Origin of the sequence: Alkalibacterium kapii, from assembly GCF_007988865.1 — a bacterium.
Classification (GTDB): domain Bacteria; phylum Bacillota; class Bacilli; order Lactobacillales; family Carnobacteriaceae_A; genus Alkalibacterium; species Alkalibacterium kapii.
The window spans coordinates 1-12,488 of the sequence record NZ_BJUY01000025.1 but is presented as its reverse complement, the minus strand read 5'-3'; the positions used below and the strand labels follow the sequence as shown (position 1 = coordinate 12,488).

Annotated in this window: 11 protein-coding genes; all 11 read left to right on the top strand. The window is 39.4% G+C overall.

The annotated features are described in order from the left end of the window. Positions 1-8 precede the first annotated feature (8 nt). The 11 genes from AKA01nite_RS08000 to AKA01nite_RS07955 all read left to right on the top strand — a co-directional run bounded on the left by AKA01nite_RS08000 (position 9) and on the right by AKA01nite_RS07955 (position 12,418). On the top strand, positions 9-1,412 hold the full coding sequence (locus AKA01nite_RS08000; protein ID WP_146924799.1) for a PTS sugar transporter subunit IIC: 1,404 nt from the start codon (positions 9-11) through the stop codon (positions 1,410-1,412). A 61-nt stretch (positions 1,413-1,473) separates the two neighbouring features. Then, positions 1,474-1,791 (top strand): PTS sugar transporter subunit IIA, encoded by a 318-nt coding sequence (locus tag AKA01nite_RS07995; protein ID WP_146924798.1) that lies wholly within the window; start codon positions 1,474-1,476, stop codon positions 1,789-1,791. Position 1,792: 1 nt separating this feature from the next. Further along, positions 1,793-1,942 carry a hypothetical protein gene (locus tag AKA01nite_RS09320; RefSeq protein WP_186805144.1) on the top strand — a complete coding sequence of 50 codons (150 nt, stop codon included), beginning with the start codon at positions 1,793-1,795 and terminating at the stop codon, positions 1,940-1,942. 5 nt (positions 1,943-1,947) lie between these two features. After that, positions 1,948-3,330: a 6-phospho-beta-glucosidase GmuD gene (gene gmuD, locus AKA01nite_RS07990; RefSeq protein WP_146924812.1), complete on the top strand. Its 1,383-nt coding sequence runs from the start codon at positions 1,948-1,950 to the stop codon at positions 3,328-3,330. A gap of 15 nt (positions 3,331-3,345) precedes the next feature. Further along, entirely contained in the window at positions 3,346-4,671 is a 1,326-nt protein-coding gene (locus tag AKA01nite_RS07985; protein ID WP_146924797.1) for a 6-phospho-beta-glucosidase, read from the top strand. A gap of 382 nt (positions 4,672-5,053) precedes the next feature. After that, a complete protein-coding gene (locus AKA01nite_RS07980) occupies positions 5,054-5,938 on the top strand; it encodes an ROK family protein (protein ID WP_146924796.1) in 885 nt (294 codons plus the stop codon). A gap of 231 nt (positions 5,939-6,169) precedes the next feature. Continuing rightward, positions 6,170-7,474, top strand: a complete 1,305-nt coding sequence (locus tag AKA01nite_RS07975) for an ABC transporter substrate-binding protein (RefSeq protein WP_146924795.1) — start codon at positions 6,170-6,172, stop codon at positions 7,472-7,474. Positions 7,475-7,595: 121 nt separating this feature from the next. After that, positions 7,596-8,456, top strand: a complete 861-nt coding sequence (locus tag AKA01nite_RS07970; RefSeq protein WP_146924794.1) for a carbohydrate ABC transporter permease — start codon at positions 7,596-7,598, stop codon at positions 8,454-8,456. Then, a complete protein-coding gene (locus AKA01nite_RS07965) occupies positions 8,456-9,271 on the top strand; it encodes a carbohydrate ABC transporter permease (RefSeq protein ID WP_146924793.1) in 816 nt (271 codons plus the stop codon). The genes AKA01nite_RS07970 and AKA01nite_RS07965 overlap by 1 nt, the downstream gene beginning before the upstream one ends. Positions 9,272-9,390: 119 nt before the next feature. After that, positions 9,391-10,101 (top strand): YesL family protein, encoded by a 711-nt coding sequence (locus tag AKA01nite_RS07960; protein ID WP_186805143.1) that lies wholly within the window; start codon positions 9,391-9,393, stop codon positions 10,099-10,101. After that, positions 10,088-12,418: a glycoside hydrolase family 31 protein gene (locus AKA01nite_RS07955; protein ID WP_146924791.1), complete on the top strand. Its 2,331-nt coding sequence runs from the start codon at positions 10,088-10,090 to the stop codon at positions 12,416-12,418. The genes AKA01nite_RS07960 and AKA01nite_RS07955 overlap by 14 nt, the downstream gene beginning before the upstream one ends. Positions 12,419-12,488 lie beyond the last annotated feature (70 nt).

Sequence of the window (12,488 nt, the reverse complement as noted above, 5' to 3'; positions counted from 1 at the left end):
TATAGTTTATGAATGGATTTACTAGATGGATGGAAGAACATTTTCTTCCTGTAGCTGCAAAAATTGGTTCACAACGTCATTTAGTAGCGATCCGTGATGCCTTTATCGGGATCATGCCGATCACAATGGTAGGTTCGGTAGCTGTTTTACTTAATGTCTTCTTTAGAGATTTGCCTACTGAGTGGGGATTCACTGGCTTTGTAGAAGCGATGAGTCCTCTTATTGGAGTTAATGGAAATGTCTGGTTCGGTTCGATCGCTATCCTTGCTTTATCTTTCGTCTTTTCTTTAGGTTATAATATAGCGAAATCATACAACATCAATGCACTTGGCGGAGGGGTCGTTGCGTTTTCTTCGCTGATCGTAACATTGCCTCAAACGGCTGATTTTTCTTATGCACTACCAGGTGTCAGTCCTGATAACTTGGATGCATTGACGAACCTGGGAATCGAAGCTCAAATCGTGGGCGAAGGAGTGAATATCGACATAGCTCAATGGGGTTATATCGGTACAGCTTATACCGGCGCCGCTGGACTATTTACTGCACTTATTATCGGACTATTGTCTTCAATGATTTACGTTAAACTGATGGACAGAGGAGTTACGATCAAGCTGCCGGATACAGTGCCTTCAGCTGTAAGTAAAGCGTTTGCTGCGATCATTCCTGGTATCGTTGCTGTGTATGTTGCTGCAATCTTAGGTTATATGTCTGTCTCATTCTTCGGGCTGTCGATCAACGATCTGATACTCGAATATATTCAGAGACCATTGCTCGGCTTATCTCAAGGTCTATTCTCAGTCGTTTTGGCTACGTTTTTGGTACAAGTTTTCTGGTTCTTTGGTCTGCATGGCCACAACGTACTGGCGCCGATCATGGATGGCGTTTATTTACCAGCACTTGTTACGAATACAGAAGCCTACCAGGCAACTCAGTCGACTGCAGATCTTCCTTACCTTTGGACAAGAGTTTCCTTCGACGCTTATGCACAAATGGGCGGTTCAGGGATCACTCTAGCCTTGATCATTGCTATTTTCATCTTTTCAAAACGAAAAGATTCGAGAACGATCGCAAAACTGGGTGCACCGATGGGCGTCTTCAATATCAATGAACCTGTTATTTTCGGTATGCCGATCGTATTGAATCCGTTTTACATTATCCCTTGGTTGATCATTCCACCGATCACTGCCACGATCGCTTATTTACTGACAGCTGCGGGCGTTATTCCACCGACATTTGTTGTCGTACCGTGGGTCATGCCAGTTGGGATACTCGCTTACTTGGCAACAGGAGGTAATATCTTAGCAGGATTGGTTTCTCTGTTCAACTTGTTCGTCGCGTTTGCCATTTGGACACCATTTGTACTGCTTGCGAATAGAGTTAAAGATACAGAAGAAGATGAAACTGTCGCATAAAGAAAACAAAAAAATAAGACTCTGATTTTGGAGTCTTATTTTTTTAGAGAGGATGTTAAACATGGAAGAAATGGAACTGATATTTTTTGAAATCATCTCAACAGTAGGAACAGCACGTTCAGCATTCATTGATGCTATCGGACTGGCTAAAAAAGGTGATTTTGAAGGAGCCGAAGCTAAAGTAAAAGAAGGGAACGAACACTTTTTAACTGGTCATAAATCACATGCCAAGCTGATTCAAAAAGAAGCCAGTGACGAAAAGATTGAATTTAGTCTATTACTGGTTCATGCGGAAGACCAAATGATGAGTGCTGAAGCATTCAAAATATTATCTGAGGAGTTTATAGACGTCTATAAGCGAATAGAAGAAGGCAGTTAATATGGATAAATGGGCTTTATTTATGATATCGATCGGATTTTTGATTATGGCAAGCAGTCCCTTGTTCGTGAACCAGCTTGTTTCGATAATCATGGGCGGAGTAGTTATCGCCATAGGTGTTTATTTATATATGAAACATAAGAAAGGATGAGTGACATTTTAAAATTTCCAAAAGACTTTTATTTTGGCAGTGCAACTTCTGCGACTCAATCAGAAGGAACGTTCGAAGGCGATGGAAAAGGTCAGGATATATGGGGGAAATGGTTTGAATTAGAACCAGAAAAATTCTACAACGAAGTGGGTCCTTATAAAACAACCACGATGTATAAGCATTACAAGGAAGATATCCAGCTTCTTAAACAGACTGGACACAATTCTTTTAGAACGTCGATCAGTTGGGCGAGACTTTTTCCAGAAGGTCATGGTGAAGTCAATGAGAAAGCGGTCGCCTATTATAGGGATTACTTCGAAACATTGAGAGAAAATGATATCGAACCGTTCGTGAACTTGTTCCACTTTGATATGCCAGCTGCTTTACAGGATATCGGCGGATGGGAAAATCGTAAAGTCGTTGATTATTTCAAAGAATATGCCAAAACGTGTTTCGAATTATTCGGAGACGTTGTCAAAAAATGGTTTACCTTCAATGAACCCATCGTGCATGTAGAAATGGGTTATTTACATCAGTATCACTATCCGATGAAAGTTGACGCGGCTCTTGCTGTAAAAGTCGGGTATCATACAGCGCTGGCTAGTGCGTATGCCATCAAAGAATTCAAGAAGCTGAAAACTGGCGGAAAAATAGGGATCGTCTTGAATCTTTCACCTGCCTATCCACGTAGCAATAATGAAGCAGATCTGAAAGCCGCTGAAATTGCAGAAGCCTTCCAGAACAAGAGCTTTCTGGATCCAGCTATTAAAGGTGAATTTAATCCTCTGCTCATCGAATTGATCAAGAAACATGATCTAATGCCTGATTATGATGAAAAAGACTTGGATGTAATCAAAGAGAATACCGTTGACTTCCTGGGCGTCAACTATTATCAGCCTGTCCGAGTTAAAGCGCGAGACAGTGTGCCAAATCCGGATGCGCCATTCTTGCCAACGTATTACTTTGACATCTATGATATGCCAGGCAAGAAGATGAATCCGTATCGCGGCTGGGAAATTTATGAAAAAGGCATTTATGATATCGCCTTGAATATAAAAAATGATTACGGAAATATCGAGTGGATGATTACTGAGAACGGTATGGGTGTTCAAGACGAAGACCGATTCAAGAAGGATGGCATGATCGAAGATGATTACCGTATCGATTTCTATAAAGGTCATTTAAAGTGGCTTCACAAAGGAATCCAAGAGGGATCTAATTGTGTAGGCTACCAAGTATGGACACCGATTGACTGCTGGTCATGGCTAAATGCCTACAAAAATAGATATGGCCTGATCGAACTTGATTTAGAAACACAGGAACGAACCATCAAAAAATCAGGATACTGGTTCAAGGATCTCCACGATAATAATGGGTTTGAGTTATAGAAAGGATGAGTCGGTGTGGATGATTTAAAAGTAGTTGTTATAGGCGGCGGATCGTCTTATACGCCTGAATTGATTGAGGGATTTATCAACCGCTATGATGAACTGAAAATTACAGAACTTCATCTAGTGGATATTGAATCGGGCAAAGATAAATTAAAGACGATTTACAACTTATCTAAGCGAATGATTGAGAAAGCTAATGTCGGTATCAAGCTTTTCCAAACGTTAGATAGGCAAGAGGCATTGAAAGATGCAGATTTTGTTCTCACTCAAATTCGAGTCGGTGGCTTGGATGCGAGAGTTTTGGATGAACGCATTCCTTTATCTCATGGGATAATCGGTCAAGAAACAAACGGTGCAGGTGGAATGTTTAAAGCTTTGCGTACGATTCCAGTCGTTTTAGATATTGTTGAAGATATCAAGAAATACGCGAAAAAAGATGCCTGGTTGATTAATTTTACAAATCCAGCTGGCATGGTCACTGAAGCAGTCAATCGTTATGGCGATTTTGACCGGGCTGTAGGCTTGTGTAATGTACCAGTGAATATGAAAAATCAGTTTGCTGAAATTTTTAAAGTAGAACCAGATACGATCGAACTCGACATTGTGGGAGTCAATCACCACTTTTTCGTGACAGATATTTTTCTGGAAGGTAAATCTTCGATAGATGAACTGTTGGATATGTATGTGTCAGGAGAACTGCAAAACACACCAACAATGAAAAATATTGAGAGTCTGCAGTGGTCGAAATCCCTTATCAAGTCACTGGAAGCTATTCCGAATCCTTACCTGAACTATTACTTTATGACAAAAGAACAGTTACAGAGTGAACGAGATCAATATGAAGAAAATAATGTTCGGGCAGAAGAAGTGAAGAAAATCGAGAAGGAACTTTTCGAAGAATATGCGGATCCCGATTTAGATGTAAAACCGAAAGCGCTGGAAGAACGTGGCGGAGCTTACTATAGTGATGCAGCTTGTTCACTTGTAGATTCTATCGTGAACAACAGACGTGATATCCAATATGTGAACACATTAAACAAAGGAACCGTTACTGACTTCCCGTATGAATCAGTGATCGAAGGTGCTGCAATCATTACAAATGATGGGCCTAAGCCTTTGAATTACGGAAAAATTCCTTATAAATTGAACGGTACTCTGCAAACCATTAAGACATTTGAGCGAATGGTTTGTGAAGCAGCAGTCACTGGTGACAAAGACTTAGCAATCGCAGCATTGACTCTGAACCCACTCGTAGATTCAGACACAGTAGCCAATTCGGTGTTTAAAGAAATGTTCGAAGCACATAAAGATTACTTACCACAGTTTGATCAAGAGTAATTTATCTGTATAGACGTATTTAATTGAAGAAATAATGAGTGGAATGATGGAAACTGCTGAAGATACGTCGTTATCTTCAGCAGTTTTCAATTTATATTCAATTACTCGTGAAGAAAAACCGTTAGCTTAAGAAGTTTCAAAGTAAGCCCCTGCAACTTCTAAAGAAACCAACCCTGCTAAAGAAGTGACACTTGAATTAAACAAAACTACTCAAGTAAACACCTTTAGGATTCGATAAAGAGTAGCTAGCTGCTAGCAATAATCAATCTTTGAAACAGCTACCTTCTCTTTTACAAAACACAAAAAATAACAATTTTACAAAGAAATATGTTGTTGGGACAAGGATGTTATATAATACTAAATAAAAATCAGGAGGCAAAACATGGCAATTTTAACATTTGATATTGGAGGGACATCTGTTAAACATGGAGTCTGGAACAAAGATCAGTTAGTAAAAAAAGATAGTTTTAAGACACCAAAAACGTGGGACGAAATGAAAGAAAAGTTAACAGAGATAAAAGAAAAAACTGCGCACGACTATAGAGTGGAAGGCATAGCACTATCTTCTCCTGGAGCAGTCAATCAAGCTACCAGACAAATCGAAGGGATCAGCGCTGTTTCGTATTTACACTTGTTCCCCATTTATGACGAACTAGAAGAACTGTTTGATTTGCCTATAGCCATTGAAAATGATGCTAACTGCGCTGCATTAGCTGAAGTCTGGAAAGGATCTGCCGAGAAAAATGATAATGTTCTGTTTGTCGTCGTCGGTACAGGGATAGGCGGGGCTGTGATTGTAAATAAAAAAATACATCATGGTGCTCACATGTTTGGAGGCGAATTCGGATGCATGTTATTAAATGGAGAAAAGACATTTAGTGAATTGGCTACCGCTGTTAACATGGCCAGACGTTATGCTGATCAGAAAGAATTATCTTATGATGACATAAGTGGAAAACAGGTATTTGAATTAGCTGAAAAAGGAGATAAATTGGCTATCAATGAAGTAAACAATTTCTATTATTTCTTAGCGAAAGGATTGTATAATTTGGCTTATGCCTTTGATCCTGAAAAAATCATAATCGGCGGAGGCATCTCTAGTATGGATGGATTCATTGAAAGACTTAATAGGGAATTCGAAGAGCTATTGAAACGAGTAGAGTGCAATACATTCCACCCAAAGCTAGATCTATGCACATTCAGAAATGACGCCAACTTAATCGGCGCGGTCTATAACTATTTACAAAAAAGTCACAAAGGTAACTAACGATTACGTCCCGGTGTGACCCTTTTTTATAAACTACTTTTCAAAACAAACTTTGTGAATATAAAAAAATAAACACTCTAAATGCCCGGTTATTCTCTTTTAGGAAACACACTCGGCTAAATAATTACTGGATTTGTTACCGCTAACACTTTGGTGTCAAATTGTTGATATAATTGTAAAATTAAGATATATTGACATTGTAAGCACTACCAAAAAGGGGGAAGCAGTAAGATGTTCAGTAAAAGCTATTTTTATAAAGGTATTGTTCTGTTATCGGCAACGGGTTTATTAGCCGCTTGCGGCAGCGATGATGGAAGCTCCGGGAGTGGGGGCGATGGCGGATCAGGCGAACAGATCGAGTTGGATATTATGCAGGGTAAAGTCGAATTCAATGAACAATTCAATGAATTGGCTCAAATGTATATGGACGAAAATCCCAATGTATCAATCAATATAACCTCGGTCGGTGGAGGAACAGATTACTTCACGCAACTGACCACGCGTTTTTCTTCAGGCGATGAACCGGATATCTTTAGTGTGGCAGGGCCGGAACAAATGGAGAAGATGTCGGAATATATGGCAGATTTGTCTGATACGGATGCAGCTGACAAGGCCTTGGAGGGGATGCTCGATCAAGTATCACAAGACGATGGAACGGTCGATGCCTTGCCATATAATATAGAAGGTTACGGATTTATTTATAATAAGAATATTTTCGAAGAAGCCGGAATTGATGCAGAAGAGATCATGACCTATGAAGATCTCGAATCGGCTGTGCAGACGTTGAGTGATCAAGCTGATGAACTAGGTATTGAAGCCCCATTCGCATTCCCTGGTGCAGAAGGTTGGGTACCGGGAGATCATTTAGCTAACGTCTATCTGTCGCATGAATTTGATGAGAATGTAAATAATGCCTATAATGCGGAAACACTTGAGTTTGAAAATGGTGATCAATTTAAACGTATGCTCGATCTTCAAGTTGAATACTCAGTCGAGCCGGTGCTAAGCTTGGATTATTCGCAACAGGTTGAAGAGTACTTCTCACTTGGACAAGTTGCTATGATCCAGCAGGGCAACTGGGTTTATCCAACGCTTGAACAAATGGATCCGGAACTTGCTGAGAACGGTGTTGGAATGATCCCTATTCCACTCGAAGGACATGAGGGTGAGCTTCCAGTGGGGATTCCAAATTTCTGGGCAGTCAATGGCAATAAAGATGACGCTGTTGTTCAAGAAGCCAAAGATTTCCTTGATTGGATGTACTTGTCTGAAGAAGGAAAAGAGTTTGTTATCAACGAGTTCAACTTTATTCCAGCGTACGAAGGCTACGAAGACTTGGAAATCGGAGATCCGCTGTCGCAAGTGGTCTACGAGTATTCACAATCAGGCGACACGATCGGGTGGATTTTCAACGGCTATCCGTCAGGTTATACGAACAATGAATTCGGACCTAATATTCAAGCCTATATTGCAGGAGAAATGACTTGGGATGAGATGATCGATGAATCGATTTCTGCCTGGGAGTCATTACAGTAAACATTTATAAAGGGACTATATAAAAAAATATAGTCCCTTTTTATAAATTAGGAGTAACTCTTCACTAGTTATTATTTTAACATGGTAAAAAATGTTTACTATGTAGAAAGGATTCGGACGAATGAAAAATAAAGAACTAAGTTTCTGGCTCTTTATCACACCTGTTGTATTAAGTTTGTCGCTCGTTGTAATCGTGCCTGTGTTAATGGGTTTATTCTATTCTTTCACTAACTGGAACGGTTTAACATTTACAGAAATCGTCGGTTTTGACCACTATAAAAGACTGCTGGGAGATACCAACTTTAGAGATTCCCTCTGGTTCACTTTCAAATTTGCTTTTGTCAGTGTCATTGTCTTGAACATTATTGGTTTAGGTTTGGCTTTGATGGTAACAAGTAAAATGAAAACGAACAATATACTTCGTACAATCTTTTTCATGCCCAACCTGATCGGCGGACTGATCTTAGGTTTTATCTGGCAGTTTATTTTTGTTCGTGTATTTGCTGCTGTCGGAGATTTTACCGGCATAGAAGGACTGATGGGCTGGCTGTCAACGTCAACAACTGGCTTTTGGGGGCTCGTTATTTTAACAGTCTGGCAGCAGGCCGGTTATATCATGATCATTTATATTGCTTATCTTCAGGGGATTCCTAAAGAACTGATCGAATCGGCGAATATCGATGGTGCGTCGCCATTTCAAAAGTTCAGATACATCATATTTCCCTTGCTGGCACCTGGATTTACTGTTTCCATGTTTTTGACTTTATCAACCTCATTCAAGATTTACGATCAGAACTTGTCTCTCACAGGTGGAGGACCATTTAACTCTACCCAGATGGTCGCGATGAACATCGTCGATACAGCTTTTTCAAGTAATCAAATGGCTTACGGCCAGTCAAAAGCTGTTATCTTTTTTATCATCGTAGCAATCTTCTCTTTGACACAAGTTTATTACAGCAAGAAAAGAGAGGTTGATTTGTAATGAAAAACAGAAGAAAATATTTAATCCTTGAGATAATAGGTGTTATTTTGGGACTGATATGGCTTTCGCCTTTTTACTTGATGCTGGTCAACAGTTTCAAAGTGCCTAGAGAAATATTTGCAAACGTGCTCACACTTCCTGATTCTTTAAATTTTGCGAACTATGTCAAGGCTTTTGATGACTTGAATTTTATACGCTCTTTCTTCAACTCATTACTTATTACTGTGGTGAGTGTTGCAGTCATCATCATTTTTTCATCAATGGCTGGTTATGCATTAGCCAGAAACAAGAGTCGTTTAAGTAATGTGATCCTGCTTGTTTTTGTTGCGGCCATGCTGATCCCATTTCAATCGGTCATGATACCTCTGACTGCGATTTTTGGTCAAGTGGACATGCTGAACCGTGTTGGTCTGGTATTTATGTACCTGGGTTTTGGTGGAAGTTTAGCGATCTTTTTATATCATGGCGCCATGACGAGTGTATCGATATCACTGGATGAAGCGGCCATAATGGATGGGGCAAGTAAATATCAGATTTTCTTTAAAATCGTCTTTCCTCTCCTCAGTCCGATTTCAGTGACGGTAGCTATCTTGAATGTGATTTGGATCTGGAACGACTATCTCTTACCGTCCTTGGTATTAAGCCGGGATAACGAAACGATACCGATCCGTATGTTTTACTTTTTCGGCCAATACACAAGACAGTGGCATCTCGCTCTGGCTGGTTTAACGATTGCTATCATACCTGTGATCATCTTTTATTTCAGTGCTCAAAAGGTAATTGTTGAAGGCGTGACAGAAGGAGCAATTAAATAAGAGCATGTTTCTAGAGAGAGCTGTCGCAGACTATTTATATTTTGAATAGTTGTGCTGCAGCTTTTCCCATGCTTTTTAGTATATATGGTGAGATAGCGGTAGAGGAAGGAGGCCTAATTGTGCTCGAAAAAATTTATCTTGTGTTATATGAATTATCTATTTTGATTCTGAAATTTACTCTGATCAACGTGTTCTGGTTTCTTGTAAATATACCCGTAGTTATCCTGGCAATTCAATTGTATCTGACAACTGAGTTCAGTAACTTGTTGACCCTGATTCCCTTATTGACATTACTGCTCCCATTAGTGTTTTTCCCTACGACAAATGCTCTGATAAGCACTACAAGAAATTATCTTCTGGAAAGTCAGGAATTTAAGTTTTTTGACTTCTTTCAGTTTTTAAAACAAGGGTATAAAAACAGTTTTATTATCGGAGTATTTTATACAGGCCTCGCAACGGCTATTGGCTATCTTGTGTATTTGTCTTATACAACAAGTTTGATCATTGTCATGATATTAGCTGTCTTTTTTATTTATTTATCAATGAATACCTTGTGTCTGCTCTTTTTCGAGGCGCATTTCAATATGACGTTGTACTGGAAGTTTAGGCAATCTTTACTTTTTATTGCTAAATATCCATTATTTGCATTAGTCAACTTTATGATATTTACTTTACTCCATTATATAGTGTACTCAGTAAGTTATATATTATTTCTACTTTTTGGGGAAGCATTGATCATGTATGCAACTTATTATTTATTTTTGAAAAAATTAGATAGAATAAAACGAGCTTCAAAACAAAATACGGGAGGTACATATGACAACCATTAATGAAAAGCAAAATGTGATAAGAGGAAAGACGTATCGTTTCACTGTGCTGACGAGTAAATTACTGCGTATGGAATATTCAGAAGAAGGAATATTCGAGGACAGACCGACTCAAATCATCAAAAACAGAGATCTAGGAGAAGTAGACTTTGAATTAAAAGAAACCGAGGGTATGATTGAAATCTTGACGGACTCTTTCCATTTACGTTATGTAAAAGAAAAAGAATTCTCGCCAAAGAATCTCTCGATAGATGTGAGATACAACTATACGAATTACACAAACAGATGGTACTTCGGCCAACCCATCCCCACTTTAAAAGGCGCCCTTAGAACCGTGGACCGTGTCGATGGGGAAGCGGAGCTTGAAGAGAGTATCGTTTCCAAATACGGCTATGCTGCTTTGGACGATTCCAGATCTTTTGTCTTTGACAAGGAAGATAATATCCAGGTAAATGAACACAAACATACGGATGTTTATTTCTTTGCCTATGGACGAGAGTATTTGAGAGCGATCCAGGATTTTTACCGTTTGTCAGAACACCCGCCATTATTGCCGCGCTATGCCTTAGGAAACTGGTGGAGCAGATACTGGAAATATACAGATCAGTCTTATCTTGAGCTTATAAATAAATTTGAAGAAAACGACATCCCTTTATCGGTCAGCGTTATCGATATGGATTGGCATTTGACAGATGTCCCTTCAAAATATGGAAGTGGATGGACAGGTTATACCTGGAACAAAGAACTGTTCCCAGATCCGGAACACTTTTTAAATGAACTCAAAGACAAAAATCTGGCTGTAACATTGAATGTCCATCCGGCAGATGGTATCCGTGCATTTGAAGAGCAGTATGAAGTCGTCGCTGAAAAACTTGATCTGAATACGGAAATAGAAGAACCTGCTCATTTTGATTTGATGGATGACGATTTTAGACAAGTATACTTTGAAGACGTTCACCATACTATGGAAGAACAGGGTATTGATTTCTGGTGGATAGATTGGCAGCAGGGTGAATTCAGCAGCAGTGATATCGATCCTTTATGGCTTTTGAATCATTATCATTTCAAAGATATGACAGATCGTGGGAAAGACGGATTGATTTTGTCGCGATACGGTGGTCCCGGAAGTCATCGGTATCCTGTCGGTTTTTCAGGTGATGCTGTGATTACTTGGGATTCTCTCAAGTTCCAGCCTTATTTAACCGCCACGTCGTCAAACATCGGCTACACGTGGTGGAGTCACGATATTGGTGGACACTATAAAGGATACAAAGACGAAGAACTGGCGCTTAGGTGGTTCCAGTTCGGTGTGTTCAGTCCGATCAATCGTCTGCACAGTTCCAACAGTGCCTTTTCAAGTAAAGAACCCTGGAAGTACAGTATCGGAATAAGGCAGAACATGACGACATTTTTACGCATGAGACATGCTTTGATCCCTTATTTATATACGCTGAATGTTTTAAATAGTGAAAAAGGGATCCCTGTTGTGCAACCTGTTTACTATAAATACCCACATGAAGATTCTGCTTATAATATTAGAAACGAATACTTCTTCGGAAGTGAACTGCTTGTCCTTCCGATCACCAGTAAGAAAGACGACGAAACACTTTACGGGAGCGAAGTCTTTTACTTCCCAGAAGGGCAATGGTTTGATGTGTTTACGAACTTCCGTTACAAAGGAAAGTCGGAACTGAAGCTCTTTAGAGATGAGACTACGATTCCTGTGTTTGCTAAAGCAGGAAGTATTTTACCACTCGATCCAACACCAAACGAAACACCTGCGCATGAGCTTCCAGAAAATATAGAATGGATGATTTATCCTGGGGCATATAATTCTTTTGATTTGATCGAGGACCAAGAAAATCACAGAGTTGTTACTCAATTTGAACTCGATTTTATGGCGCAGACGCTGCATTTAAATGTGAAAGGTAATAAGGAAATCTTACCAGCTGACCGAGAACATGTGATTCATTTCAACGCTTCCAAAAAAGTGGAAGTCAGTGACATTAAGCACGCGGAAATTATTGAAGAAAAATTTGATCGAGAGATGAACCGGACAACAATCAAACTTGTATCAAACAACGATGAGGATATAACACTGACGTTTAAAAATTTTGCAGCAGTGAAGCATCAGGATATCAGTGAGGAACTCTTTAAGCGGTTGGACAAAGCACAAGTCGGTTATTTTTTGAAAGACGACCTGCTTAATGCCTTCAATAGTGATCTAACTGACTTTGCTCTCCTTTCATTGATCAATGAATTGGAAGAAGAACAACTCAGTCAGTCCTTATTCGAATTGTTGTATATTAAGAATAACTGATTTTTTACTTGAGCGCTTAAAATACTAATAATCGAGCAGATCTGCATTTATAATACGGATCTGCTTTTTT

Excerpts from the sequence above, each read along its gene's own strand:
- AKA01nite_RS08000 (WP_146924799.1), top strand. The coding sequence starts at position 9 with ATGAATGGATTTACTAGATGGATGGAAGAACATTTTCTTCCTGTAGCT.
- AKA01nite_RS07975 (WP_146924795.1), top strand. The coding sequence starts at position 6,170 with ATGTTCAGTAAAAGCTATTTTTATAAAGGTATTGTTCTGTTATCGGCA.
- AKA01nite_RS07970 (WP_146924794.1), top strand. The coding sequence starts at position 7,596 with ATGAAAAATAAAGAACTAAGTTTCTGGCTCTTTATCACACCTGTTGTA.
- AKA01nite_RS07995 (WP_146924798.1), top strand. The coding sequence starts at position 1,474 with ATGGAAGAAATGGAACTGATATTTTTTGAAATCATCTCAACAGTAGGA.
- AKA01nite_RS07955 (WP_146924791.1), top strand. The coding sequence starts at position 10,088 with ATGACAACCATTAATGAAAAGCAAAATGTGATAAGAGGAAAGACGTAT.
- AKA01nite_RS07980 (WP_146924796.1), top strand. The coding sequence starts at position 5,054 with ATGGCAATTTTAACATTTGATATTGGAGGGACATCTGTTAAACATGGA.
- AKA01nite_RS07965 (WP_146924793.1), top strand. The coding sequence starts at position 8,456 with ATGAAAAACAGAAGAAAATATTTAATCCTTGAGATAATAGGTGTTATT.
- AKA01nite_RS09320 (WP_186805144.1), top strand. The coding sequence starts at position 1,793 with ATGGATAAATGGGCTTTATTTATGATATCGATCGGATTTTTGATTATG.